22 protein-coding genes and 1 pseudogene are annotated in these 24,286 nt (G+C 72.0%); 8 read left to right on the plus strand and 15 right to left on the minus strand.

Going from position 1 to position 24,286, the window contains the following annotated elements; genetic code table 11:
* Positions 1-8: 8 nt before the first annotated feature.
* Together ACZ7PG_RS01120 and ACZ7PG_RS01125 are read right to left on the minus strand one after the other, a co-directional pair.
* A pseudogene (locus tag ACZ7PG_RS01120) lies at positions 9-227 on the minus strand (ester cyclase); the annotation flags it as partial.
* Positions 146-316, minus strand: a complete 171-nt coding sequence (locus ACZ7PG_RS01125) for a hypothetical protein (protein WP_470237051.1) — start codon at positions 314-316, stop codon at positions 146-148. The pseudogene ACZ7PG_RS01120 and the gene ACZ7PG_RS01125, both read right to left, overlap by 82 nt.
* Positions 317-391: 75 nt before the next feature.
* Between ACZ7PG_RS01125 and ACZ7PG_RS01130 the strand changes: the two genes are divergently transcribed.
* Together ACZ7PG_RS01130 and ACZ7PG_RS01135 are read left to right on the plus strand one after the other, a co-directional pair.
* On the plus strand, positions 392-1,696 hold the full coding sequence (locus ACZ7PG_RS01130) for a cytochrome P450 (protein ID WP_470237052.1): 1,305 nt from the start codon (positions 392-394) through the stop codon (positions 1,694-1,696).
* Positions 1,693-2,334 (plus strand): TetR/AcrR family transcriptional regulator C-terminal domain-containing protein, encoded by a 642-nt coding sequence (locus ACZ7PG_RS01135; RefSeq protein WP_470237053.1) that lies wholly within the window; start codon positions 1,693-1,695, stop codon positions 2,332-2,334. Before ACZ7PG_RS01130 ends, ACZ7PG_RS01135 begins: the two co-directional genes overlap by 4 nt.
* A 1-nt stretch (position 2,335) precedes the next feature.
* Here the strand turns inward: ACZ7PG_RS01135 and ACZ7PG_RS01140 are convergent, their stop codons facing one another.
* The 4 genes from ACZ7PG_RS01140 to ACZ7PG_RS01155 all read right to left on the minus strand — a co-directional run bounded on the left by ACZ7PG_RS01140 (position 2,336) and on the right by ACZ7PG_RS01155 (position 6,292).
* Positions 2,336-2,983 (minus strand): GTP pyrophosphokinase, encoded by a 648-nt coding sequence (locus ACZ7PG_RS01140; protein WP_470237054.1) that lies wholly within the window; start codon positions 2,981-2,983, stop codon positions 2,336-2,338.
* A gap of 106 nt (positions 2,984-3,089) precedes the next feature.
* Positions 3,090-3,908: an amidohydrolase family protein gene (locus tag ACZ7PG_RS01145; RefSeq protein ID WP_470237055.1), complete on the minus strand. Its 819-nt coding sequence runs from the start codon at positions 3,906-3,908 to the stop codon at positions 3,090-3,092.
* 67 nt (positions 3,909-3,975) lie between these two features.
* On the minus strand, positions 3,976-5,274 hold the full coding sequence (locus ACZ7PG_RS01150; protein WP_470237056.1) for a hypothetical protein: 1,299 nt from the start codon (positions 5,272-5,274) through the stop codon (positions 3,976-3,978).
* 142 nt (positions 5,275-5,416) lie between these two features.
* Positions 5,417-6,292: an LLM class F420-dependent oxidoreductase gene (locus tag ACZ7PG_RS01155; protein ID WP_470237057.1), complete on the minus strand. Its 876-nt coding sequence runs from the start codon at positions 6,290-6,292 to the stop codon at positions 5,417-5,419.
* Between the two features lie 106 nt (positions 6,293-6,398).
* Here ACZ7PG_RS01155 and ACZ7PG_RS01160 point away from each other — a divergent pair, with 106 nt between their 5' ends.
* A complete protein-coding gene (locus tag ACZ7PG_RS01160; protein ID WP_470237058.1) occupies positions 6,399-10,115 on the plus strand; it encodes a TIR domain-containing protein in 3,717 nt (1,238 codons plus the stop codon).
* A 15-nt stretch (positions 10,116-10,130) separates the two neighbouring features.
* Here the strand turns inward: ACZ7PG_RS01160 and ACZ7PG_RS01165 are convergent, their stop codons facing one another.
* From ACZ7PG_RS01165 to ACZ7PG_RS01185, 5 genes are all read right to left on the minus strand, one after another.
* Complete coding sequence (locus ACZ7PG_RS01165) at positions 10,131-11,267, minus strand: adenosylhomocysteinase (RefSeq protein WP_470237059.1); 1,137 nt, start codon at positions 11,265-11,267, stop codon at positions 10,131-10,133.
* 123 nt (positions 11,268-11,390) lie between these two features.
* Positions 11,391-11,762 (minus strand): Imm8 family immunity protein, encoded by a 372-nt coding sequence (locus tag ACZ7PG_RS01170; RefSeq protein WP_470237060.1) that lies wholly within the window; start codon positions 11,760-11,762, stop codon positions 11,391-11,393.
* Positions 11,759-13,045, minus strand: coding sequence for an alpha/beta hydrolase fold domain-containing protein (locus tag ACZ7PG_RS01175; protein ID WP_470237061.1), 1,287 nt, complete (start codon positions 13,043-13,045; stop codon positions 11,759-11,761). Before ACZ7PG_RS01175 ends, ACZ7PG_RS01170 begins: the two co-directional genes overlap by 4 nt.
* A 36-nt stretch (positions 13,046-13,081) precedes the next feature.
* A complete protein-coding gene (locus ACZ7PG_RS01180; RefSeq protein ID WP_470237062.1) occupies positions 13,082-13,858 on the minus strand; it encodes a hypothetical protein in 777 nt (258 codons plus the stop codon).
* A 199-nt stretch (positions 13,859-14,057) separates the two neighbouring features.
* Positions 14,058-15,053: a hypothetical protein gene (locus ACZ7PG_RS01185; RefSeq protein WP_470237063.1), complete on the minus strand. Its 996-nt coding sequence runs from the start codon at positions 15,051-15,053 to the stop codon at positions 14,058-14,060.
* Between the two features lie 60 nt (positions 15,054-15,113).
* Here ACZ7PG_RS01185 and ACZ7PG_RS01190 point away from each other — a divergent pair, with 60 nt between their 5' ends.
* Complete coding sequence (locus ACZ7PG_RS01190; RefSeq protein WP_470237064.1) at positions 15,114-15,692, plus strand: TetR/AcrR family transcriptional regulator; 579 nt, start codon at positions 15,114-15,116, stop codon at positions 15,690-15,692.
* Here ACZ7PG_RS01190 and ACZ7PG_RS01195 read toward each other — a convergent pair.
* Positions 15,668-16,447, minus strand: coding sequence for a helix-turn-helix transcriptional regulator (locus ACZ7PG_RS01195; RefSeq protein ID WP_470237065.1), 780 nt, complete (start codon positions 16,445-16,447; stop codon positions 15,668-15,670). The genes ACZ7PG_RS01190 and ACZ7PG_RS01195 overlap by 25 nt on opposite strands.
* A gap of 79 nt (positions 16,448-16,526) precedes the next feature.
* Here ACZ7PG_RS01195 and ACZ7PG_RS01200 point away from each other — a divergent pair, with 79 nt between their 5' ends.
* Positions 16,527-17,594, plus strand: coding sequence for an alcohol dehydrogenase catalytic domain-containing protein (locus ACZ7PG_RS01200; protein WP_470237066.1), 1,068 nt, complete (start codon positions 16,527-16,529; stop codon positions 17,592-17,594).
* A 13-nt stretch (positions 17,595-17,607) separates the two neighbouring features.
* A complete protein-coding gene (locus ACZ7PG_RS01205; RefSeq protein ID WP_470237067.1) occupies positions 17,608-18,540 on the plus strand; it encodes a hypothetical protein in 933 nt (310 codons plus the stop codon).
* On the opposite strand, the gene ACZ7PG_RS01210 is transcribed toward ACZ7PG_RS01205, so the two are convergent.
* Positions 18,492-19,658, minus strand: a complete 1,167-nt coding sequence (locus ACZ7PG_RS01210) for a lipase family protein (protein ID WP_470237068.1) — start codon at positions 19,656-19,658, stop codon at positions 18,492-18,494. The genes ACZ7PG_RS01205 and ACZ7PG_RS01210 overlap by 49 nt on opposite strands.
* A gap of 28 nt (positions 19,659-19,686) precedes the next feature.
* Positions 19,687-21,249, minus strand: a complete 1,563-nt coding sequence (locus tag ACZ7PG_RS01215; RefSeq protein ID WP_470237069.1) for a GMC oxidoreductase — start codon at positions 21,247-21,249, stop codon at positions 19,687-19,689.
* A gap of 106 nt (positions 21,250-21,355) precedes the next feature.
* Here ACZ7PG_RS01215 and ACZ7PG_RS01220 point away from each other — a divergent pair, with 106 nt between their 5' ends.
* Positions 21,356-21,964, plus strand: a complete 609-nt coding sequence (locus tag ACZ7PG_RS01220; protein WP_470237070.1) for a TetR/AcrR family transcriptional regulator — start codon at positions 21,356-21,358, stop codon at positions 21,962-21,964.
* 315 nt (positions 21,965-22,279) lie between these two features.
* On the opposite strand, the gene ACZ7PG_RS01225 is transcribed toward ACZ7PG_RS01220, so the two are convergent.
* Positions 22,280-23,158 carry a LysR family transcriptional regulator gene (locus ACZ7PG_RS01225; RefSeq protein ID WP_470237071.1) on the minus strand — a complete coding sequence of 293 codons (879 nt, stop codon included), beginning with the start codon at positions 23,156-23,158 and terminating at the stop codon, positions 22,280-22,282.
* 127 nt (positions 23,159-23,285) lie between these two features.
* Here ACZ7PG_RS01225 and ACZ7PG_RS01230 point away from each other — a divergent pair, with 127 nt between their 5' ends.
* Positions 23,286-24,164 (plus strand): TIGR03620 family F420-dependent LLM class oxidoreductase, encoded by an 879-nt coding sequence (locus ACZ7PG_RS01230; protein ID WP_470237072.1) that lies wholly within the window; start codon positions 23,286-23,288, stop codon positions 24,162-24,164.
* The last annotated feature ends 122 nt before the right edge of the window (positions 24,165-24,286 follow it).

The raw sequence follows: 24,286 nt of genomic DNA on the forward strand, positions 1-24,286 counted from the left end.
TTTTCGTCGGCGTCGAACACGAAGTAGGCGGTCATGCGGACGCGGAAGCGGGACCCGGTCGCCGGGATGGCGCCGAACGGGCCGAGGTGCGTGCCCAGCAGCCAGAACTCGACGACGACCGCGTCGGCGCTGTGCCGCAGCGCGATCAGCTCGTGGTGCTGGTCGGGGAACGCGGTGCGGGTGTCCTGGTAGTAGCCGCGGACGGCGCCGTCGCCGTGGCGTCCCAGTCCTGGGCCACCTCGTCGTGGAAGTGATCGAGCACCAGCTTCTGCCGGGCCGCGAGGACGTCGGGTGCGGGGATGTCGAACTCGGTCATCGGCGCTCCTTAAATCTACGACGTAGGTAATTCACGATAACCTACACTGTAGGCACGCTGAAGGAAGGGGACGTCGTGCTCGAAGGAACCCTCGCCCACGCCAAGCCGGTGATCAGGTGGGGGCTCGGCCACGCGCTCCCCCGGACCGTCCTGCGCCGCGAAGCCCGGCGCGGCGACCTCCAGGGACGGATGGTCGTCGCCGCGGCCGACGGGCACGACCTGACCGGGCTGTTCGAGGAGATCCGCGCCGCCGGCCCGCTCGCCCGCACGCGGTTCGGCTGGATGACCACCACGCACGCCGCGGTCCGGGAAGTGCTGTCCAGCGAGGACTTCCGCGTCGGCGTCATCGGCTCCGACGGCTCGCCGCTCGGCCGGCTGGTCGAGTGGTCGGCCGCCGGGCACCTGCACCCGGTGCGGCCGCCGTCGCTGCTCGCCGTCAACCCGCCCGAGCACACCCGCTACCGCAAGCTGGTCACCGGCGTGTTCACCGTGCGCGCCGTCGAGCAGCTGCGTGGGCGCGTCCAGGAGATCGCCGACGGCCTGCTCGACGCGCTCGACCCCGGCCATCCGCTCGACCTCGTCGAGGCCTACTGCGGCCTGCTGCCGGTGACGGTCATCAGCGAGATCCTCGGTGTGCCGCCCGCCGACCTGGACAAGGTGCTGTCGCTGGGCGCGGCCGCCGCGCCCAGCCTCGACCTCGGCCTGGGCTGGCGCACGTTCCGCGACGTCGAGACCGCGCTGGGCGAGTTCGACGCCTGGCTCGGCGAGCACCTCGACCACCTGCGCCGGCACCCCGGCAAGGACCTGTTCAGCAAGCTCGTCGCGGCCCGCGACGACGGCGTCGGCCTCACCGAGACGGAGCTGAAGTCGACGGCGGGCCTGGTGCTGGCGGCCGGTTTCGAGACGACCGTCAACCTGCTCGGCAGCGGGATCGCCCTGCTCGCGAACGACCCCGGGCAGCTCGCCGTGCTGCGCGAGCGGCCCGAGCTGTGGGGCAACGCCGTCGAGGAGGTCCTGCGGTACGACCCGCCGGTCCTGCTGACCGGCCGGCTCGCGACGCGTGCGACCGAGATCGCCGGGGTTCCCCTGCCGCGCGGGGCGCTGGTGACCACCGTGCTGGCCGGCGCGAACCGCGACCCCTCGGTGTTCGCCGAGCCGGGCACGTTCGACGTCACGCGGGACGGCGCGCGCGACCACGTGGCGTTCGGCGCCGGGCGCCACCACTGCCTGGGTGCGTCGCTGGCGCGCATGGAGGGCGAAATCGGGCTGCGCACGATCTTCGACCGGTTCCCCGGCCTGCGCGTGCTGCCCGGCGGCCGTCGCCGGCGGACGCGGATCCTGCGCGGCTACGAAACCCTGCCCGCGGTGCTGGCCCCGTGACGACGCGGCGGGGCCGTCCCCCCAGGGACGCGGACGTCCTGTCGCGCGCGCGGATCCTGAAGGAGGCCCTCGCGCTGGTCGACGAGGAAGGCCTGGATGCGGTGAGCATGCGCAAGCTCGGGCGTCGGCTCGGCGTCGACCCGATGAGCCTGTACAACCACGTCGACGGCAAGGACGCCCTGCTGGACGGGGTCGCCGAGGTGCTGCTGGCCGCGATTCCCGCGCCCGCGACGGGTTTGGGCCTGCGGGAGACGATGTCCGCGCTGGCGCACGGGTTCCGGGCCGCGATGCTCGGCCACCCACGCGCGGCGCCGCTCGTGCTCACCCGCCAGCTCGCGTCGATGACGGCGCTCGCCCCGGTGGAGGCCGTGCTCGGCCCGCTGCTCGCGGCGGGCTACCCGCCGGAGCGCGCGGTGCACGGGCTGCGGGCGGTACTGGCGTTCCTCATCGGCACGCTGATGCGCGAGGTCGACGCGGCGCCGACGTTCAGCGGTACCGGCGACCCGGAGCGGCTCGCGGACCTGACCGGGTCCGGGCTGCCCGCGGTCGTCGCGGCGGCGCCGTACCTCGCGGTGTGCGACCACGAAGCGGAGTTCGAGTTCGGGCTGGGGATCCTGCTCGACGCGCTGGCGCCGTGACTCAGCGGATGCGTTCGTGCAGGGCGGCCATGCGGGCGTCGAGGTCCGCCGCCGTCCGGGCCGCGGCGGCGAGCTCGCCCGCGAAGTCGTCCGGGACGCTGTCGGCGTACTTGTAGGACAGCTTGTGCTCGACCGCGGCCCAGAAGTCCATCGCGATGGTGCGCAGCTGGACCTCGACCTTGACCTTCTCGACGCGGTCGGACAGGAACACCGGGATCCGGACGATCAGGTGCAGGCTGCGGTAGCCGTTGGCCTTCGGCCGGGCGATGTAGTCCTTGGTGCGCAACAGTTCGACGTCGTCCTGCGCGGTGAGCATCCGGGCGACCTGGTGGACGTCGGAGACGAACGGGCACACCACGCGGATGCCGGCGATGTCGTCGAGGACGTGCGCGGCGGCGATCCAGTCGTCGCCGAGGCCGCGGCGGTGGACCTTCTCCTTGATGGCCTCCGGCCGCTTCACCCGGCTCGTGATGTGCTCGATCGGGTCGTGGCGGTGGACGAAGTCGAACTCCTCGCTGAGGATCCGCAGTTTCGTCATCAGCTCTTCGATGGCGAACTTGTACATCAGCAGGAATCGCGGGAGCTGCCCGGCGACGGCGAGCTCGTCGGCCGCCTCTCGCAGGTCCTCGGCCGCCGGATCGGTGGTCACTGAAGCCTCGTGCTGTCGTCGGTCGGTTTGCGCGCACCAGGTTACTGCGCTCCACCCGATCAACGAGCACCGGCGGGCCGGAGTTCCCGCCGGTCACCGGATCGGGTCACGGGAAGCCGTAGAGCCGCCGCGCGTTGGCGCCCAGGACGGCCTCGCGCGTCGCGGGATCGGGGACCCAGTCGGCGAGCAGGTCGACGAGGTCGCCGTCGTTCGGCATCGGGCCGTGGCAGCCGACGTGCGGCCAGTCGGAGCCGTAGACGCACCGGTCGGGCGCCGCGGCGACGAGCTCCCGGGCGAACGGGGCGATCTCGGCGTACGGCGGGTCGGCGAGCCGGTTGGCACCCGACAGCTTGACCCAGGCGCCGTCGGCGACGAGGTCGCGGACCAGCCGGTTGTCGGTCTCGGGCATGCCCAGGTGGTCGAGCACGTACGGGACGCGGAGCTTGGCCAGTCTCGCCGGATCCAGGGTCCTGGTGAACAGCTGCAGGTGCCAGCTGTGTTCCACGCAGATCGCTTCGAGCCGGTCCAGCGCGCCGAAGCCGACGCCGCCGCCGGTCAGGGTGTTGATCCGCAGCCCGGTGACACCGGCGTCGTGGAGTTCGGCGAGTTCGCGGTCTGTGATGTGCGGGTCGACGACCGCGACGCCCTTGAGCCGGCCGGGGTGGGCGCGGAGGGCGTCGAGGAGCAGGGTGTTGTCGGTGCCGTGCACGCTGACCTGCACGAGGACGCCGTAGGTCATGCGCGTGGCGTCGAGCATGGCCGTGTAGGCGGCGACCGTGGCGGGCGGTGGGGTGAAGCTGCGGTTTTCGACGAAGCCGCGGTCGCCGACGACGTGCGCGTGCGTGTCGACGGACCCGGGCGGCACGTCGACCCGGACGGGGGCGCGAGGCCGCGGGTCCGGGCCGGGGCAGTCGGCGGGTTCCACCGGGTCAGTGTGGCACCGCCGGCGGAGGGTGTGCACCGGCCCGCCGCCGGTGCACACCCTCCTGGTCTCACTTGCCTTCAGTGGCGGATTCGGTGGCGGTAGCGGTTGCGGTGCCGGTTTCGGTGCCCGCGCTCGCCGCTGCCGCGTCGGCGACGCACTTCTCCGCTACCGCGGCGGCTGCCTGCTCCGCCTCCTTGTCGGCGTTCTTGTTCTTGCCCTTGGCTTTCTGCTGGCCGTTGCCCTTCTGGTCGGCGGCCATGCCTTGCTGATCCGCGGCCGCACCGGAGGCGGCGGTGGCCTGGGTGACGCAGTCGAGGATGGCCGCACAGTCCTGTTCGGAGACCGCGTTCTGCGCAGCGGCTTCGTCCTGGGCTGCGGCTTCGTTCTGGGCCGCCATGCCCTGCTGGGCGGCCATGCCGTTCTCGTTGGCCATGCCGTTCTGCTTGGCCATACCGTTCTCGTTGGCCATGCCGTTCTCGGCAGCCGCGCCCTGCTGGGCGGCCATACCGTTCTCGTTGGCCATACCGTTCTGCCTGGCCGCGCTGTTCTGCTTGGCCATACCGTTGCCGTTGGCCATACCGTTCTGGTCGGCCATGCCGTTCTCGGCGGCCGCGCCGTTCTCGGCGGCCATGCCGTTGGCGTCGGCGGCTCCGGCGGCCTGGGCCACGCACTGCTCGACCACGTCGCAGGCCTGAGCGGCCGCGTCGGCCTGCGCGGCCGCGTCTCCGGCCATCGCGTTCTCGTCGGCCGCGCCGTTCTTCGCGGCCTTGCCCTCCTGGTCGGCGCTCTTCTGCTTGGCCTTGCCGTTGCCGGCCGCGCCCTGGTCGGCGGCTTCCTGCTGGGCGGCCATGCCGTTCTCGGCAGCCATGCCGTTGCTGTCGGCCATGCCGTTCTCGGCAGCCATGCCGTTCTGCGCTGCCATGCCGTTCTCGTCGGCCGCGCCCTGCTGGGCGGCCTTGCCGTTCTTGGCCTTGCCAGCACCCTTCGCCATGCCGTTCTCGTCGGCCTGGGCGCCTTCCTTCTCGGCCGCCCCGGCGATCGCCGCGCACTGGGTCGCGACCGCGTTCGCCGCCACCGCTCCCCCGCAGCCGGCCGCCGCGCGGCGCTGCTGGATCTGGTCGACCACCGCCTGGCGGTTGGCGATCCGGGCCGCCGACTGGGCGTCCGGGGCCGCCTGCTGGCCCGCGATGAACGTGAGGTTGTTCTGCAGCGCGGTGTCCAGTCCGCCGCAGCTCTCGGTCGCCGCGTTGCTCGCCGGGCTGCTGAGGGCGATCGCCGTCGCCGTCGCCCCCGCCACTCCCAGCAGCGCCGCCAGCCCGATCGTGGCCTGCTTGCGGTGTCGTCCGGTACTGCGTCCGTGGGGCATCAGCCCCTCCTCTCGGGTCGCCACCTCACCCAGGCACACGGGGCGCCGTCGTGAATGGTTCACCGATCACCGAAACGGATTTACCGGAACGTCTACTATGGACACACGATCGGGCGTCGACCAGCTCCTCGAGCCGAATATCTCAGCCGAGGTCGGCCAGCTGCGGCACGGCCGGCGCCATGCCCTCGATCCACGCGGCGGGCGACCCCGTCGTCGGCGTGATGATGGCCGTGTGCACGCCGAGCTTCGCGTAGTCCGCCATGGACCGGACGAAGTCGTCGCGGTTCGCCGGCGACGGGCGCGGGTTGTTGGCCAGGACCGTCTTGCGGATCTCGTCGTAGTCGCGGCCGACGTCGTCGCAGTGGCCGCGCAGCACGTCGAGCTTGTGGGCGACGTCCTCGGGCGAGGAGGCGAAGAGGTTGCACGCGTCGCCGTACTGCGCGACCAGCCGCAACGTCTTGCGCTCTCCACCGCCGCCGATGAGCACCCGCGGGCGGTTGATCGGCTGGGGCGAGCAGAGCGTCTCGGCGAGCTGGTAGTGCTTGCCTTCGAACGGGCCGTTGTTCTCCGGGTCCCACATCTGCCCGCAGATGCGCAGCGTCTCCTCCAGCCGTTCGAACCGCTCGGCGATCGGCGGGAACGGCACGCCCATCCCCCGGTGCTCGCGCTCGAACCAGGCGGCACCGGCGCCCAGCACGGCCCGGCCGCCCGAGAGGACGTCGAGGGTGGTGACGATCTTCGCGAGCAGGCCGGGGTGCCGGTAGGTCACGCCGGTCACGAGCAGGCCGAGGTCGATCCGGGAGGTGTGCGCGGCGAGGAAGCCGAGGGTGGTGTAGCCCTCCAGCATGTTCGACTCGGCGGGCAGGCCCGTCGGCTCGATCTGGAAGTAGTGGTCCATGAAGGAGAGCCAGGTCGCCCCGGCCTCCTCCGCCGCGCTGCCCACCCGGGCGAGCTCACCGGCGATGGCGGTGGGCCCGCCGTCGATGTCGAAGATGGGAAGGTGGAAACCGAGCTCCATGAAATGTTCTCCTGACGTGCGGTCGGCGTGGCCCTCACGTTAGGACCTGGAGCGCGCTCCAGGGCAAGCCCCGGCTTCAGCAGCGAGGCGGTTAAAGTAATCCGCCATGACCGAGGCACGAGCGACCGCGCCCGTCGTCTTCGTGTCTTACGCTCACGATGACGATGACCACGTGCAAGCCGTCTTGCGCCTCGCGAAGCTGCTACGCCGATCCGGAATCGAGGTCCTCCTCGACCGATGGGCGGACCAGGAGCGGATCGACTGGGCGTTGTGGGTCGACCAGACCATGCCGACCGCGGACTTCGTGCTCGTGATCGCGTCACCCGAATACCACCGCAGGGCGCTGGAGCAGGTTCCGGACGACGAAGGATGGGGCTCGCGGTACGAAGCAGCGATGCTGCGCGAGCTGCTCACTGCCGAGCGGTCCCGGTGGCGCGCCCGAATCCTCCCCGTCCTCCTTCCCGGCCACGAGATCCAAGAAATTCCGCATTTCCTCCAGCCGCACGCGGCCACGCACTATCCCTTTTCGTTCGCACCTGGCGGAGCCGACGACCTCCTGCGTTCCCTCACCGGGCATGCCGCGGAGACCCCGCCACCCCTGGGCGAGCTGTGGAAGCCACCACCGCCGAAGGGCGACGACGCGCTCCCCTTACGCGACCGCGTCGTGTCCCCGACCCGGGAGGCGTTGACCGACCCCGCCCGGCTGATCTTGCCGCTGCTTCGCCGAGCCAACCTGGAGTCGGTGTTTCTCCCCGCGGTGGAGCAGGCACTGGCAGTTCCGGCGGTGGTCGCGATCCACGCCGAGGCCGGTATGGGCAAAAGCGTGCTGCTGGCACAACTCCACGACGAACTCGCGAAGCGACCGGATGTGGGCGTCGTCCTCGTGTCCCTGAGCGAGAAGGTGACAGACCGGCCTCGAACGCCTGCCGAACTCGACACCCAGCTCGGCGCGGCGATCGGCCGTTCGGGGACGCTGAGCGACGTGATCACCCTCCAGCAATCGTGGGGCCTACGTCCCGTGGTGCTCCTGGACACCCTCGACCTCGTCCTCGACCACGAACTCCGCCCGGTGCTGACGCAATGGCTCCACCGGCTGCTCGAGCAAGGTGTTCCCGCGGTCTTCACCTGCCGCAGCTTCGAGTTCCGGACCCAGCTCGAGCCACTCAGCGAACGGATGCTTCTGCTCGCGTCCCGGATCGACCGCAAAGAGGTGTACCGGCTCAGCGAATCCGAGACCGCACACTTCGCTTTGTCCTACGTGGAGACGCTCACCGAGGTGACGGCCGACCGACGGGACGCGTTCCTGGAGCGCCTCCTGCACCTGCGCGGACGGCGGCGCGCCGTAGTCGAAGTGTGCGGTAACCCCCTGTTGCTGGCGCTGGCCTGCAGCCTGTACGCGCCCACCGGTGAGATTCCCGAGGACCTCACCGTCGCACGGCTGTTCCAGGCCCACTGGACGCGGCAGGTGGTCGGCAGCCCGCGACGGACCCTCACCTACGCCGAGGCGGAAGAACGCGCCAGGATCTGTCTCGCCGGTGGCCAAGCGATCCTGAACCGCTCGACCACGGTGTTCGCGGAGAACTTCCGCGCCGCCAAGATCGAACCGGCACCGGACGAGAAGGCGCTCGACGAACTGTGCTCGGCGGGAATCCTCGTTCCCGGAACCGAACCGACACGGTTCCACTTCTTCCATCAGACGTTCGCCGAGTGGGTGATCGCCCGATACCTGGCGGAAGACGACGCCGGCCAGGCGGATTTCCTGGCCCGGCTCACCGACCCGGTGCAGCGTGGCCATCTCGGGCCCATCCTGGTTCAGCTCCTCTACACGATCGAGGAGCCTGCCGATTACCGGCAGGCTGTCACCCGGCTGGACCTCGACGACTTGCTCTCCCTGCGGGCCGTCGCGCTTTCGGCGGTCACTCGCGGCGATCTCGACCTGGTCGCCGACCTGTTTCAGCACGCTCGCGGACTCTCCCCCGAGCACGAATGGCACGTGGTCGAGGCGCTTTCCGCCACAGCCGAGCGCGATGCGGCCACCGTGGCGGACCTCCTTCTCGCCGGGTTCGACCGGATCGCCGGGATCGCCCTGCCCGTCGCCACCCGGGTGCTGGGCGATTTGATCGCCCGCTCGACGGAACGAAGGCGGCTCCTGCCGACGGCCCTGGACGCGATCGCGTGCCGACGTCCGACCGTGCGCGATCCCTACCAACGCGACCAACTGCCGGAGCGGATGCTGGAGGCGTTCGGCGAAGCCGCGCTCACCACGACCGATCGCGAAGTACTCCGGCGGAACTACGGCAGGCTCGGGCCGCTGGCCCGCGTGGCGATCATCCGCATGCACGCCGGCGTCGCCGCGGCTGAAGCCGCGAACCTGCTCGAAGTGGCACTGGAAATGCGACAACCCACGGCCACGACATCAGAAGTCCTCGCGCTGGCTAGGACCGTGTTCAGCAACGCGGCCGCGCGGAGAACTCTGAATTGGGACCAGTGGCGGTCGATGCTGGCGATCGGCTACCCGACCGGGTGGGACGATCTCCAGTGCGAGCTCGTCGCGGACTTGATCCTCGGTGCTCGCTCGGTTTCCCTGCAGGACCTCCTCGACGGCGCCCTGAGCTCGGATGCGGTCGTCGCGCAGCGGTCGGTGTACGTGGCCGAGAAGGTCGCCGCCCGGGAGCCTCGCTCGACCTTCGGCTTCCTGCTGGCAGAGCCTCCGCCAACCGAGCGGCGAGCCCTCTCGCTCGTACGGACGATGCTGGTCAAGGCCCCGCCGACCGACCGGGAGCTGGCCGGCCGACTCATCGCCTGGCTCGAACCTGTCCTCGCGGTGGACGCCCGCATGATCGGGCAGGCCATGGTCCACGCCGCTTCGGCGCACTCGGATCTCCTGGCGGACGTCATCGCGCGAACGGATCACCTGCCCTACGGGGACTTCTCCCGGATCGTCAGCGCGGTCCTCGACGTCTGCCCGGCCGCGGAATTGGCCGCGCTGTTGCCAGGCCTCCGCGCGGTCGCCGAAGGAGTCGACGGACTGGCCGGGCGCGTCGCCGGTACGTTCGCCCCGATCGACGAACGCTTGCGAGATCGGTGCGAGGACCTGGCCCTCGGCGGGGCGAGCACTCCGGCGAAGGCCGCCGTCCACCGACTGGTGACCACTGCGATCGAGCTCGGCTGGTTCGATGCGGGGGTTGCCGGTCGGCTCCTCGCCGCGGGTCATCCCGGCGCAGTTCAGAACGTCGGCCGTTGGATCACGGAGGTCCCCCGTGGTCCCCTCACCGAAGACCTCGCGGTCGCTTTGACCAGCGCGCTCGAGGGTGCGACGGCGAGCCCGGTGATCCGGGCACTGACCGCGGCCATCGCCAATGACATCCGGCGTGGCGGGCCGCTGTCCGCGCGGGGGACCGCCCTCATCGCCCGACTCGTCACCCGTGGTGAAACTCCGGCCTCTCCGACGTCTTCGGCGCGTGAGCTGATCCGCGCCGCCCTCGTCCTCCTCCTCGTGCAACTCGTTCCCGGCTGTGACGACACCACGCTGCGGCCGCTCATCCATCGCGCTGTGCGCGCTCCGGCCCTCGCTCACCTCGACGAGGCCGTCGAGCTCGTGGAGCGGGTGGTGAAACGATCCGGACAGGTGCTGCGAGGAGTCTCCCCGGCCGTGCTGGACGAGTTGCTCGAAGACCTGCCCGACCTCCCCGGGCGGACTCAGCGGGCCGTCGCCAAGGCTGCCCGGCTCGACCGCGGCGAGCAGAGCCGCGACTTCCGCCGGATAGCCGACCGGGCGACCGATACCAAGACCCGGACCTACGTACTCGGACGTCTCACCTGATTTCAGGCCCCGGCTTCAGCTCAGCCGCGCCACCAGGTCCGTGGCGATGCGGTGCTCCACCGGTGCCGGGACCGGCTGGACCTCGGCGGCGAGCCCGCCCGCGGCCACCGCCGCCAGGCTGCGGACCTGCAGCGTGAGGCCCAGATCCATCGCCTGGATCGAGTTGCCGTTCGCGGCGGTCAGGTTGAGCATCCGGCCCTGGTCGAGGACGACGATCTCGCGGCCGTCGGCCAGGATGTGCCCGACCCGGCGGCCCGGCGCGCCGTACTCGGCCGTGCGGACCGTCGCCGCCCGCAGCGCGGCCGCGTCGATCTCCCAGGCGAAGTGCCCGACGCCGGCGAGGAGCGCGCCGTCGGGCAGGGCCGCCAGCTCCGCCTCGCCGACGACGCCGGGCGCGCCGGTCGCGGTGAAGACCGCCTGCGCGTCCGACACGACCTCGACCGATGAGCCGACCCGGTGACCGTCCAAAATGGCCTGGAGCGCGCGCATCGGGTCGGTGTCGCACACCGCGACCCGTGCGCCGAGCCGCGCCAGGGTGTCCGCGACGCCCTTGCCGCACGGCCCGTAGCCGAGCACCGCCGCGCGCATTCCCGGCAGCATCAGGTTGGTGGCGTTGAGGAATCCCTGCACGACGCTCTGGCCGACGCCGAACTCGTTCTCCACCAGCAGCTTCAGCCGCGAGTCGTTGATCACGACGACCGGGTGGCCGACGCGTGCCTCCCGCAGCCGCAGGCCGCCGGTGGTCGTCTCCTCGGTGCCGCCGAGGTACCCGGCGGGCGCACCGGATGCCAGTAGCGAGAGCGTGAGGTCGGCGCCGTTGTCGAGCGTGAGGTCCGGCTCGCACTCGAGGACCCTCGCGACGTTCCGGGCATGGTCGGCGTCATCGTCGGCGCGGCGGGTGTGCACCCGCACGCCGAGCGGCCGCAGCGCGTCGGCGACGTCGTCGTGGGTGGTGCCGGGCGAGCCGGTCAGCGTGACTTCGACGCCGGCCCCGGCGAGCAGGGTGACCAGGGCCGCCGTCTTGGGCTCGACGTGCAGGCACATCGCGAGGCGCCGCCCGGCGAGCACCGCGGCACTCTCCTCGACGGCGGCCGCGGTCAGCGGCATGTGCTTGAGCGCCCAGTTCGTACCGGCGTGCGGGGATGAAGACATGACTGTCCTTACGGTTGAAGAGAAAGGGACCCGGAGCGGGGCCCGTCAACCGTAGAAGTCGCAGCGGTAGGAGTGGTCGCCGAAGATCGGCGCCACGAGTTCCCGACCGCTCATGCCTCCAAGCTACCGCACGTCAGGCGCGGTAGTCCTCGAACTCCGAGAGCGGCTCAGCTTCTCGGCGACCTCGGACCAGTCCTTGCCGGTGCACCTCGCGACGAGATCGTCGAAGTAGGTCAGGAGCGCCGGCCAGTCGAAGCGGTCGACGATCACGTGGTGACGGCCCGAGATCGGCTTGCTCCGCGCCCGCTCGCCCAGCCAGCCCGGGCTGCAGACCAAGAACTCGAACGACTCCTCGCCCTGCTCGCCCGCGGGCCCGGCGAGCATCTGGACCAGGAACACGAACCGCTCCGGGTCTTCCGGGACGTACGACTCCGGCTCGATGTCCGGGGTCAGCAGCCAGTGGATCTCGGCGCGGGCCGGGCCGTTCGTGGTCATGACCCCAGTGTGGCGGCCAGGAAGTCGGCCACCTCGGCCGGCTCGCCCGCGCCGGTCGTCACCGGGACCGCTGACGCGCGCAGGTGGTCCGCGAACTCCGCCGACTTGCGGCCGCCCGCGATCAAGAACGGTGGTGCGCCCGCGCCGGCGTACGCCAGTGGGCTCGCCTCGCGCAGCGTTGCCGGGTTGCGGCCCAGGGCCAGCAGGATCGAGGCACGGGTGAGCGGGTCCTGTCCCGTGAAGGCGAACTCGGCCGGCGCGTCCAGCGCCGCCACCGCCCGGACCGCGCTGTCCGGATCCCTGGCCACGCCCAGCAGCGACGCCAGCGTGCCGCCCGTTCCCGTGCCCACCGCCGTGATCCGTGCCGGGTCGACGTTCAGCGCCGTCGCGTTGGTCTTGAGGAACCGGACCGCGCACCTCGCGTCCGTCAGCGGCGCCGGCCAGCGCGCCGCGGGTGCCAGGCGGTAGTCGATCGACGCGACCGCGAACCCCCGCGCCGTCAGGGCGTCGCGCAGGGGGACGAGCCGGGACCCGGCGAGCAGCGCGCCCGGGCCGGACGGCTTGCGGTTGCCGACGACGAGCCCGCCGCCGTGCAGGACCAGCGCCACCGGGGCGGCCCTGGCGTCCGGGCGCGGGCGGGCGATGTCCATGACCAGCGGAATCCCGTCCGGACGGCAGTACTCGACCGTGCTGCCGTCGAGCAGCGTCGACGTCGTCCTGCCGGTGACGTTGTCGCCCGCCGCGACCGTTCCCGCCGCGCCGGTCGCGAGCACCAGCAGCAGCACCGGGAACAGCACGATCCACGCCGACACGCGCCGCGCCGTCGACGGCCGCGGGTGCGCCCGCCGCCGCCTCGCGATCAGGAAGCCGAAGACCGCGATGACCTGCAGCGCTGCCGCGGCGTAGTCGGTGAACCCGACGACGGTGTCCGCCGGCTGCCAGGGGTCCAACCGCGTCAGCAGCCCGAGCGGCCGGCTCGCCACCCACAACGCGAGACTCGCGGCCGCGACGAGCGCGCCGGCCCGGGTGGTCTTGCGGGTCGGCCACCCGAGGACCGCGAAGAAAGCGACGAGCTCGACGGCGGCGAACAGGCCGAACAGCATCGCGTAGAACTGCCAGACCCGCCAGAGCGCGGCGAGCGAGGCAGCCGGGATCAGGGCACCGCCGAGTGCGGCGAAAGCGGCCGTGACCAGCACCGGACCGCGTCGCAGCGGGGGTGGCGCGGGGTAGCGCGCGGTCGTCGACGGGTGGCGTGTGCCGTAGTACCCGTCGACGACCTCCATGGCGCCAGTGTCACCCTGGTCGCGCGCGAGCGCACCCTACTTGCGCGAGGCCGTGTAGTTCCGGAACAGCAGGTAGGTGTCCAGGATGTCGGACGACGCGCTCTCGACCGAGCGGTAGATCCCCCACTTCGGGCGCACGTAGTCACCCTGGTCGGGGATGTTCACGCTCGACATGCTGCCCTGCGCGGCGACCGGCGCACCGGTCCCGGTGCCGTTGCGGATGACGCACGACGCCTTGCCCTTCGAGCCCGGCGTGAACGTCCATTCGATGGTGATCCACTTGTTCCGCAGCGGCGAAAGATCGGTGGCCGCGATGCTGGGCGACCCCGAGTTGGCGTACGCGCGAGCGTTGAGCATCTCCTTGCTGCCGCTGCGAGTCAGGTCGAGCGTCACCCACGGGCCGCCGTTGGTGGACGGGGTCTTGGTCTGGAAGATGTGGGTGAACTTGCTGGTCCCGTGCAGGGTGCCCGGGATGTACATCTCGTAGGAGAGCGTCCAGGTCTCGCCGTCGTGCATCTTCAGCGTGGTGCCGCTCTGGACCATGCCCTTGGACTCGGTGCGCTGGCGGTCGCCGCCGCCGGTGGTGTCGCGGTCGTCCTTCCAGATGTTGAAGCGGTAGTGGTCGCCCTCGACCACGACGTACTTGCGGTCGGGGTGGTGGTTGCCGCGGTCGGCCTCGATGCCCTCGTAGGCCTTGAGGCCGTCGGTGGCGGGGTCGGGGTGCCACAGCGGGGCCGCCTGGGCGGGCAGCGCCGTGCACAGCATGATCGGGACGACCAGGGCGAGGGCCATCCTGCGGGGGAATTCCGGCATCGTCGGTGTGTCCTTCCTGACGAGCGTTCGGCAGGGGTGCACATCGGTCGGCGGACGGACCCGGCAAACCGGGCTGGACATCCGATGTCTAGCACTCCGAAGTTAGCGCTTTCCGGCACCGATTGGCAAGGTGTCTCCACACTTGGTCGACGATTCATCCGATGGCTAAGCCTCCCGGACCGATGGTGGCGTTCCTGGCTCAGGCGTAGCAGGCCGCCAAGGCACCGAACGCCGCCTTCGGCTCCCACGGGACGCCGTCGTACGTCTCCCCCGTCCCGTCCTCCAGCACCTTCACCACGCCCCAGCTCGCCATGTCCAGGTCCACCCGGGGATCGGCCCGGTGGACCAGCCCGTAACACACGAACGTGCAGGCGAAAGCCGCGTCGACGCCCTCCGTCGTGAAGATCTCCAGCAGCTCGCGGAAGTACCGGGCCTGCTCCTCCTCGTCGCGGACGTACTCCCCCTTCAACCGGACCGGGACCGTGTCCTCGTACTCCAGGATCTCGCCGCAGCGGGCGCCGAGGTCGGCCGCACCGCGGTACGGGGTCACGCCGAACTCCGTGATCGCCACCGGCTTGCCCGCCGCCACCAGCGTGCGGATGCCGTCCCGGTACACGTGCGCGACCTCCTTCGAGCGGTGCGCGTCCACCGACACGATGTCGAACGGCGCCCAGTCGACGCCTTCCAGCGGTACCGCCGCGTACGTGACGCGGCCGCCGAAGCGAGCCCGGACCGCCGACACCGCGCGGTCCAGGAAGTCGTTGACGCGCGGTGGAAGCCCGGCGACGAGCTCCCGCGACGCCAGCAGGCCGGCCACGCGTTCTTCGATGCCGCCGCCCGGCAGGAAGCCGTGGTTGAACAGGCTCAGCTCGGCGCCGGTGACGAACACGATCTCGGCTCCCGCCGCCCGGAGCCGTTCCGCCCGCGCGGCGCCGTCGGTCAGCAGCGCGAGGATCTCGTCCTGGGTGCGGTCCCAGGGGAACGGCGAGAACCACACCTCCAGCCCCAGCGCGGCCGCTTCGCGAGCGGCGTGCTCGAGCCGGTCCAGGTCGGTGCCGATCAGCCGGACCGCCGTGCAGTGCAGGTCGTCGCGGATGATCGTCAGCTCGCGGCGGACCAGGTCCGGGTCGAACGGGCGGTTGAACCGGCCGTCGCGCTCCAAGCCGGTGTCGTAGCCGATGCCCTTGGCTCGCACTTGCCCTCCAGAATTTAGGGTACGGTCCGTACCGTACCCTAAAGTTGTACACTGCGGTCCATGGCCGAGAAGACCCGCCGTCGCGGTGCCGAGCTGGAAGAGGCGATCCTGCGCGCCGCCGCGGACGAGCTCGCCGAGGCCGGCTACCCCGGCCTGACCATGGAACGGGTCGCGCTGCGGGCCGGCACCAACAAGAACGCGATCTACCGCCGCTGGCCGAACCGTGCCGCGCTCGGCGTCGCCGCCTATCGCCACGTCGCCGAGGACACCCTCAAGCCGCCCGACATTGGCGACCTCCGCGAGGACGCGCTGACCCTGCTGCGTGCGATCAACTGCGGCCAGACCTCCCCCGCCGCCCGGATCCTGCGCGGTCTCCTGACCGGCGTCGGCGACGAACCGGAACTCCGGGAACAGCTGTACGAACAGGCTGCCGAGGGCGGCGCGAAGGCGTGGCTCGAGATCGTCGAGAGGGCCGTCGCGCGCGGCGAAGCCCGTCCCGGAGCCCGGCACCCGCGCGTCGCCACCGTGGCACTCGTGCTGCTGCGCAACGAGTTCCTCACCCGCGGACTGACCACAGTGGACGACGACGTGCTCGTCGAGATCGTCGACGAGGTCTACCTGCCGCTGGTGGGCGCGTAGATCGTCAGACGCAGCTCCGGGTCCTCGACCGCCTGGAAGGTCGCGTAGTCGAACTCCTGCGGCCCCGGTAGGAACACCCGCTTCCGGCCGGGTCCACTGTGGACGACGTCGTGGCGGTTCCACCACGCCGCGAACTCCGGGCAGCCGGCACGCAGCCGCTCGGCCAGCTCGGTGAAGGCGGGATCGCCGGCCCACAGGTCGTGCGCGGCGCGGAACTGCGCCACCACGTGCTCGCCCTGCGCGGCCCAGCCGGCGCCGAACAGGCGCCGCGCCCGCTCGTCGAGCAGCAGGAAGACCAGGATGTTCCGATCGGCTTCGGGCACCGCGCCGAAGTCGGTGACGAGCTCGGCCGCGGCGCGGTTCCACGCGAGCACGTCCCAGCGGCGGCCGGTGACGTACGCCGGCTCGGTCAGGCCCTCGACGAGCCGGCGCGTGGCTTCGGGCACCTTCTCGCGGGCGAACGCGGTCCGGGCCGGGTTCCGGGCCAGCGCCCGCAGGTGGGCGCGTTCGGCGTCGTCGAGCCGCAGGGCGCCCGCGAGCGCCTCGATCGTCGAGGACGACGGGCTGACCGTGCGGCCCTGCTCGAGCCGGACGTACCAGTCGACCCCGATGCCGGCCAGCTCGGCGACCTCTTCGCGGCGCAGCCCGGGTGTCCGGCGGCGGCGCCGGTCGGGCAGCCCGAGCGCCGCCGGGCTCAGCCGCTCCCGCCGGGACCGCAGGAACTCCCCCAGCCCGGCCCGGTTCGCCTCCGGCACGAAAACCTCCGTAAGACTCGACAATCCTAGGATGATACCAGGCCTGGTTGAGCGTGCCCGGTTCTTCGAAGATCGGGACATGAGAGCCGCGATCCTTGAAGAGTTCGGCAAACCCCTGTCGGTGCGCGAGATCCCCGCGCCGGTGCTCGGAACCGGCGAAGTGCTGGTCGACGTCGTCGCGGCCGGAGTGCTGCCTTACGCCGCGGAGGTGTTCCGCGGGGAGCGGAACTACCTGCTGACGCTGCCGGTGGTGCCCGGCGCGGGCGCGGTCGGCCGGGTCCGCGCGACCGGCCCGGACGCGACCCGGCTCGCCCCCGGCGACTGGGTGCTGTGCGACCCGGCGATCCGCTCCCGCGACGACGCACTCACCCCCGACATCACGCTCCAGGGCCTGAGTGCCCGCGGCGACGGCGGCCTGTTCCTGCAGCGCCACTACGGCCACGGCTCGTACGCCCAGCAGGTGCTGGTCCCGACCGAGAACGCGATCCCGCTCGGCCCGATCGACCCCGCCGAAGCCGGCCGCTGGACCGCGCTCAGCCTCTGCCTCGTCCCGTACGGCGGCCTGCTCGCCGCGGACCTGCGGCCGGGCGAGACCGTGCTGGTCAGCGGCGCCACCGGGAACTTCGGGAGCGCGGGAGTGGCGGTCGCGCTCGCCATGGGCGCGGCCCGTGTCGTGGCTCCGGGCCGGAACGAGACGGCGCTGGCGGACCTCGAACGCCGGTTCGGCGCCCGCGTCCGGACTGTGCGGCTCACCGGCGACGACGACACGGCCCGCCTGCGCGAAGCGGGCCCGATCGACGTCGTCCTGGACCTGCTGCCGCCGTCGGCGAGCACCGCGCCCGTGCGAGCCGCGGCGATGGCGGTCCGCGAGCGGGGCCGGGTCGTGCTGATGGGCGGCGTCGGCATGCTCGGCGGCGACGACCTCGCGCTGCCCTACCCGTGGCTGATGCGCAACGGCGTCACGCTGCGCGGGCAGTGGCTGGCCCCGCGGACGGCGAACGCGAGCCTGATCGCCCTGGCCCGCGCCGGGTTGCTGGACCTCGGCCAGTTCGTCGTCACCGAGTTCGGTCTCGACGAGATCGGTGCCGCCCTCGACCACGCGGCGAGCGGCCGGACGCGGTTCGCCCTCACGGTGGTCCGTCCTTGAGTAGCTTCGAAGGATGACCCGACTCGCCCGCCACGACAAGATCGCCGCCGCGCTGGCCTCGGCGCCGGACAGCCTCCTGGCCGGCGCGCGCCCGCTCGGCACCGGGATCGGCGGCTCGACGTGGCTGCTGACCGTGGCGGGCGAGCCCGTCTTCGTGAAGCGGGTCGCCCTCACCGACGTGGAGGTGCGGCACGAAGGGTCGACGGCCGACCTCTACGGGCTGCCGCCGTGGTCGCACTACGGGGTCGGGTCCGCGGGCGGCGGGGCCTGGCGTGAACTGGAAGCGCACCTCGCGACGACCGGCTGGGTAAGCACCGGGCAGTGCGAAAACTTCCCGCTCCTGCACCACTGGCGCGTCCTGCCCGGGGTGTCGCGCCCCGGCACGGACATCGAGCGGGACGTCGCGTTCTGGCACGGCGACGCGGGGGTGCGGCGACGGCTCGAAGCGCTCGCCGGCGCCACCACCGACCTCGTGCTGTTCCTCGAGTACCTGCCGCAGGACCTCGCGCAGTGGCTCGACGGCAACCCGGGCGGCCTGGCCCTGGCCCACCGCGACCTGCGCGGCATCACCGAGTTCCTGGCCGGGAAGGGTGTTCAGCACTTCGACGCGCACTTCGCGAACATCCTCACCGACGGGGAACGGCTCTACCTGACGGACTTCGGGCTCACGGTGATGCCGGAGTTCACGCTTTCCGAGGCCGAAGCGGAGTTCCTCGCCGAGCACTCCGCGCACGACCGGGCCTACGTGCTGACCCGCCTGCTGAACTGGGCCGTGCGGCACCAGCTCGACGACACCGATCTGCGCGGCTACGCCCCGCTGGCCGAGGTCGTCAACGACTTCTACTTCGCTCTCCACACCGCAGACCGGCGGACGCCGTACCCCAAGGACGAAATCGCTCAGCAGTTGGAGCGCGCCGGCTTGCCCGCGAACCGGTCGCCCAGGTAGTTCACGACGTCGCCGGCGGACACCGCCAGCGTCGTCACGTGCTCGCCGAGGTACGTGCCCCACGTGACGTCCACCCCGGCCGCGCAGTACTCGCGGCGCAGTGTCCGGGCCTGGGACAGCGGGATGATCTCGTCGAGGCTGCCGTGGAACAGGAAGACCGGCGCCTCCGGCGGGCGGGTGCCCAGCTCGTTCTCGGCCAGCCGGGCCTGCCACTTCGGGGTCGTCAGCGGGTTCGAGGTCGTGTAGTCGGCGATGTGCCCGAAGGCGTAGCCGAACACGGCGTCGACGCACGCGTCCTGCTGCGTCGCGTACAGCGTGCGCCCGCGCTCGTTGAGGTACGCGGGCAGGTCCAGCTCGGGGTACGCCGCGTCCAGGCCCAGCGCCGACAGCAGGAGGAACCCGAAGCCGACGCTGCCCTCGAGGCCCTGGGCCACGACGTTCAGGTCCGCGGGCGTCCCGCCGGCCGTGATGCCGGCGACCTTCAGCTCCGGCGCGTACGACGGCGCCAGCTCGCCCGCCCACGCCGCTCCCCCGCCGCCTTGCGAGTAGCCGGAGAACGCGACCGGTCCCCCGGCGGCCAGGCCCGCGGCCGGGAGCCGGGTCGCCGCGCGGGCCGCGTCGATCACCGTGTGGCCCTCGGACCGGCCGACGATGTAGGTGTGCAGGCCGGGGGTCCCGAGACCTTCGTAGTCGGTGATCGCCACCGCCCAGCCGCGGCTCAGCATCGCGTCGACGAACAGCGGCTTCTCGTAGTCGGGCTGGAACTTCGACGGCGCGCAGCGGTCGCCGATGCCGCGGGTGCCGCTGGCCACCGACACGATCGGGCGCGGACCCGCGCCGGTCCACGGTTTCGACGGCACCAGGACGCGGCCCGACACCGCGATCGGCGTGTCCGTCGCGGACCTCGACCGGTACAGCACCAGATACCCCTGCGTGCCGGCGGAGTCCGGCAGTGGCCGCCACCAGACGACGTCACCGTCGGCGCCCGGCGGCAGCGGGCTCGGCGGCGTGTAGAAGGCGTCGCCGTCCGGGCCGCGCGGTGGCTCCGCGGCGTTCGCCGGGCCGGCCATGGTGGATACCAGGAGAACGGCCAGCAGGACCGTCCACAAGCGACGCATGAGAACTCCTCGTTGAGTCCGGCTTCGGTCAGAAGACGCGGTCGACGTCTTCGGCGATCAGGTGGTCCAGCGCCCGCTCGGCGACGGCGGCGATGGTCATCGACGGGTTGCAGGCGGCGGTCGTCCCGGGCATCAGGGCGCCGTCGAGCACGTAGAGGCCGCGGTGGCCGAGGACGCGGCCCTCGAGGTCACAGACCGCGCCCATCGCGGCGCCGCCGAGCGGGTGCCAGGTGCTGGGCGCGAGAGCGGTCGTGTCGAGCAGCACGCCGAGCGGGCCGGCGATGCGGGAGATGCGTTCGTGGATGCGGGCACTGAGCTTCGCGTCGGCGTTCGAGGGCCAGTGCAGGACGGCGTCGTCCTTCGTGGCGTCGTAGACGAACCGGCCGCGGCCCGCACTGATGCCGTACCCGACGAGCATCGTGGTCCGCAGGTCCGGCAGCGGCGGCAGGGACGCCTGGATGACGGTGTTGGCCGTCGCCGAGTCGTCCCACTCCTTGCTGCCGTAGACGACCGGGCCGCCCTGCGGTGCGCCGAAGTCGTCGGCGAGGTTCGTCCAGGTGTAGATGCGGTCGCCGTTGCTGCCCCAGCCGGCGCCGAGGGCGTCGGGCAGGTCGGGGATGTCGCCCTTCGCGCCCGCGCGCATCAGCAGCCGCGTCGTGTTCGCCGTGCCGGCGGCCATGACGAGGGCCTTCGCCGTGAGGACCTTCTTCTCCAGCACCGTCCCGGACGTGTCGATGCGGTCGACGCGGATCTCCCAGCGGCCGTCGGGCGCGAGCGCGACGTCGGTGACGTGGTGCAGGGTGGCGACGGTGCAGCGGCCGGTGGCCTCGGCGGCGGCGAGGTAGGTGACGTCGACCGAGTGCTTGCCGCCGTTGTTCACGCCGAGCGCGCAGTCTCCGTTGGTGTAGGACGGTTTCATCTCGCCGGCCAGCTCGCGCCGGGCGAAGTCCCAGTCGATCGGCATCGGGATCTTCTCGACGGCATAGCCCGCGTTCCGCGCGTTGCGGGCGAAGACCCGGGACGCCTGGTACGTCTTGCTCTCGACGATGGCGTCCGGCGCGGTGGCGATGCCGAGCATGGCGGCGACGCGCGGGTAGTACTCGGCGTCCAGCCGCGCGTAGTCGAGCTGCTCGGGGAAGCAGGCGTGGAACAGCTCGGCCGTCGGCTGCAGCGTCATGCCCTGGTAGACCAGCGAACCGCCGCCGACGCCCGCCGCGCACATCATGCTCATGCCCTCGCCGGTGACCTGTTCGAGCAGCCCGGTGTAGCGCTCGAACGGCGGCAGCGACGGCAGGCCGGGCAGGGCCGGCGCGGAGCCGAGCCAGAAGATCCGCTTGTCGGGCGCCGACGTCGGGTGCGGGAACGTCTCGGCGTCGGGCCCGGTCGGCCAGCGGCGGCCGCGCTCGAGCACCAGCACCGGGACGCCGGCCTGGGCGAGCCGCAGCGCCGTGACCCCGCCGCCGAACCCGGAGCCGATGATCACGACCCGGTGCTCCTCCCGCGTGCTCGGGACCCGGCCCGCACCGAGCGCGGCGGCACCGGCGACGGCGGCCGCGCCCCGCAGGACGGTTCGGCGGTTCAGGGAGGGCATGGAGAGCTCCTTCGACGGCGTTGGTGACGTTCGGTGACAGTACGAACCCGAACCGAGAGATGGAACGGATTGCCGGTCTCACTACTCGCGAGTAATGTCCTCGGCCATGCGCGCTGTGCGACCGTCCGCGGCCGGGCCCCGGCGCGTCGACGCCCGCCGCAACCGCGAGGCGATCCTGCGCGCGGCCGACGAAGCCTTCAGCGAAGACGCCGACGTGGCGCTGGACGAGGTGGCCCGCCGCGCCGGCCTCGGCCGGGCGACGGTCTACCGGCACTTCCCCGACCGCACGGCGCTGGCGCTCGCCGTCGCGGCCCACCACCTGGCCGCGTTGAAGCTTCAGGTGCGGGGCCGGGAGTCCTTTCGCGAGCTGCTGCGGGCGGTGCTGGCGATGCAGGCCCGGCGGCGCCCGCTCGTCCGGCTGTTCCGCGAGCTGCCGGAGCGCAGCCAGCGCCAGTACGCCCACGCCCTGGTTTCGCTGCTGCGCCCGGCTTTCGAGCGGGCGCAACGGGAAGGCAGCGTGCGCGCGGACCTGGAGCCGGCGGATCTGGCGCTGCTGTTCGAAATGCACGAGGCGGCACTGCGGTCGGGACTGGCACCACGGGAACCGGCGGAGCGCATGGTGCGGGTGTTCCTCGACGGCCTCGCTTGCTCCGAACGTGTGAATACGCTTCCCCGGCACGAAGATCCGCAGGTCGGACGACAGAAATCCGATTGACCGCCGGAAAGCCTGGGTACTTCTGCGACACGGTACCGGCACCCCGGATCCCAGGTCCTCCTGCGCCGCACCGCACCCTCCGCCCGTGCCCGCTCGCGGCCACGGCACCGTCCGCACCTCGCCCGTTCACCGGAGAACGCCATGACCAACGACTCAGGAGCTTGGCACGCCAAACTGCAGCGCGAACAGGAAGCCATCGAGCGGAAGCGGGCGCGGCAGGCCTCGCGAACGCCGGCCGGGACGTCCGCCGCGCCCCGCTGACCCGACCGTCCACAAAGGATGCCGCGGGGCCACCTCATGGCTCCGCGGCATTCGTCATTCCGGCCGCACGAGCAACGCCTCCGCGCCCTTGCGGAACGCCGCCACGAGCCGGTTGCGCTCGCCCGCGCGCGTCGCCACCGCCACCTGGCTCGGCTCGACGCCCGTCAGCGGCACGATCGTCAGGTCCGGGCGGAAGCCGGTGGTGTTCCCCGGCGCCGCCGGGATGATCGCCACCGCCTGCCCGCTCGCCACGAGCTCGATCTTGTCCTCGATCGCGTCGATGAGCGGGCCGCCGGGGGCCGGGCGGCCGTCGGGACGCGGGTCGACGCGCCAGAACGCGTCCCACTCCGGGTCGAGGGCGCGCGGCAGCGGCTCGTCGGCGATGTCGTCGAGCGTCACGGACTCCTTGCCCGCCAGGCGATGGTCGCTCGGCAGCAGGAGCACGCGGGGCTCGTCGTAGAGGACCGTCACGTGCAGCCCCGCCGCGCGCAGCGGCAGCCGGACGACCGCCACGTCGACGCGGTGCTCCAGCAGCGCCGCGCGGGCGTCGTCCCAGGCGAGGTGCTGGGTGCGCACCTCGGCGTCGGGGTGACGGCGACGCAGGTCGCGCACGGCCGGCGTGACGATCAGGTTCCCGGTGTAGCCGACGGTGATCCGGCTGGGCCGCGCGACCGCCCGCGCGTGGGCCACCGCGTGCGCCGCGGCCCGCAGCAGGTCCGCGGCGAGCGGGAGGAACGCCTCGCCGGCTTCGGTGAGCCGCGTGCCCTGCGGGGTGCGATCGAGCAGACGCGCGCCGACCTGCTGTTCCAGCCGCACGATCTGGCGGCTCAGCGACGACTGCGTGAGGTGCAGCTCGGCGGCGGCGCGGCCGAAGTGGCGGTGCTCCGCGACGACGACGAAGCCGCGCACCAGGTGCAGATCGAGGTCGGACACGCCGTCAGTCTAACCCTCTGAACTGCTGTGATGCGCAAACTGCGTCACGCTGCGCGAAACAGTCATTGGACCCCGCGCCCCCGGCGGCGCCACGGTGGAAGGACCACACCGTCTGAGAAGGAGTTCCATGACGACTTTGGGGCCCGTCGGCGTCTACCTGCCGATTTCGTTCACCCGCACCCCGCCCGCCGAGAGCCAGCGCGAGGCCGTGCGACGGCTGGAGCACGCCGGGTACCGGACCGCCTGGACCAACGAAGTCGTCGGCGGCAAGGACGCCCTCGTCCAGCTGGCCGTGCTGCTGGCCGCGACCGAACGGCTGACGCTCGGCACCGGCATCGCGAACATCTGGGCCCGCGAACCGCAGACCCTGCACGCCGGCGCGGCGTTCCTGGCCGACGCGTACCCCGACCGGCTGGTGCTCGGCGTGGGCGTCGGCTACCCGCAGCAGGCCGAGAGCACCGGCCGCGACTTCGGCAGCCCCCTGGCCACGATGCGCGACTACGTCGGGCGGATGGACGCGGAGACCTGGCCGCCGGCGCCCGGGGCGAAGTACCCGCGGCTCCTCGGCGCGAACGGCCCGAAGATGCTCGCCCTCGCGGGGGAGATCGCGGACGGCGCGCTGCCGGCCAACCTTCCCCCGGCGTTCACCGCCGAGGCCCGCTCGGTGCTCGGCCCGGACAAGCTGCTCGTCGTCGGCCTGGCGGTGGTCCCCGACGCCGACGCCGATCGCGCGAAGGCGGCGGCGATCGAGAAGATCTCGGGTACGCTGAACCTCCCGACGTTCGCGAACGCGTTGCGCCGCTTGGGTTTCGCGCCGGACGATCTCTCGAGCATCGCCGACGCCGTCGTGGCCCACGGCGGGCACGACGCCATCGCGGCCAAGGTGCGCGAACACCTCGCCGCGGGCGCGGACCACGTCCTGCTCATGCCGCCGACGACGGACGACTTCACCGCCGACGTCGAGGTGCTGGAACGGCTCGCACCGGCGTTCGACGGCCTCGGCTGACCGGCGCCGGCCGCCGACCGGAGTCTTGACCGGCGGGCACGCGGACTTTACAGTCAGCGTGCCCCGCTTGATGTTAACGCTAACATCACCTTGGTCCCCGATGCGCCCCGAAGGATCGACAA

The sequence above is a fragment of the Amycolatopsis sp. NPDC114504 genome, assembly GCF_055633595.1.

What these genes read in the sequence shown, in the direction of transcription:
- ACZ7PG_RS01125 (WP_470237051.1), bottom strand. Translation starts at nt 316, where the DNA reads ATGACCGAGTTCGACATCCCCGCACCCGACGTCCTCGCGGCCCGGCAG.
- ACZ7PG_RS01150 (WP_470237056.1), bottom strand. Translation starts at nt 5,274, where the DNA reads ATGCCCCACGGACGCAGTACCGGACGACACCGCAAGCAGGCCACGATC.
- ACZ7PG_RS01155 (WP_470237057.1), bottom strand. Translation starts at nt 6,292, where the DNA reads ATGGAGCTCGGTTTCCACCTTCCCATCTTCGACATCGACGGCGGGCCC.
- ACZ7PG_RS01160 (WP_470237058.1), top strand. Translation starts at nt 6,399, where the DNA reads ATGACCGAGGCACGAGCGACCGCGCCCGTCGTCTTCGTGTCTTACGCT.
- ACZ7PG_RS01165 (WP_470237059.1), bottom strand. Translation starts at nt 11,267, where the DNA reads ATGTCTTCATCCCCGCACGCCGGTACGAACTGGGCGCTCAAGCACATG.
- ACZ7PG_RS01170 (WP_470237060.1), bottom strand. Translation starts at nt 11,762, where the DNA reads ATGACCACGAACGGCCCGGCCCGCGCCGAGATCCACTGGCTGCTGACC.
- ACZ7PG_RS01175 (WP_470237061.1), bottom strand. Translation starts at nt 13,045, where the DNA reads ATGGAGGTCGTCGACGGGTACTACGGCACACGCCACCCGTCGACGACC.
- ACZ7PG_RS01180 (WP_470237062.1), bottom strand. Translation starts at nt 13,858, where the DNA reads ATGCCGGAATTCCCCCGCAGGATGGCCCTCGCCCTGGTCGTCCCGATC.
- ACZ7PG_RS01190 (WP_470237064.1), top strand. Translation starts at nt 15,114, where the DNA reads ATGGCCGAGAAGACCCGCCGTCGCGGTGCCGAGCTGGAAGAGGCGATC.
- ACZ7PG_RS01200 (WP_470237066.1), top strand. Translation starts at nt 16,527, where the DNA reads ATGAGAGCCGCGATCCTTGAAGAGTTCGGCAAACCCCTGTCGGTGCGC.
- ACZ7PG_RS01205 (WP_470237067.1), top strand. Translation starts at nt 17,608, where the DNA reads ATGACCCGACTCGCCCGCCACGACAAGATCGCCGCCGCGCTGGCCTCG.
- ACZ7PG_RS01210 (WP_470237068.1), bottom strand. Translation starts at nt 19,658, where the DNA reads ATGCGTCGCTTGTGGACGGTCCTGCTGGCCGTTCTCCTGGTATCCACC.
- ACZ7PG_RS01215 (WP_470237069.1), bottom strand. Translation starts at nt 21,249, where the DNA reads ATGCCCTCCCTGAACCGCCGAACCGTCCTGCGGGGCGCGGCCGCCGTC.
- ACZ7PG_RS01220 (WP_470237070.1), top strand. Translation starts at nt 21,356, where the DNA reads ATGCGCGCTGTGCGACCGTCCGCGGCCGGGCCCCGGCGCGTCGACGCC.
- ACZ7PG_RS01230 (WP_470237072.1), top strand. Translation starts at nt 23,286, where the DNA reads ATGACGACTTTGGGGCCCGTCGGCGTCTACCTGCCGATTTCGTTCACC.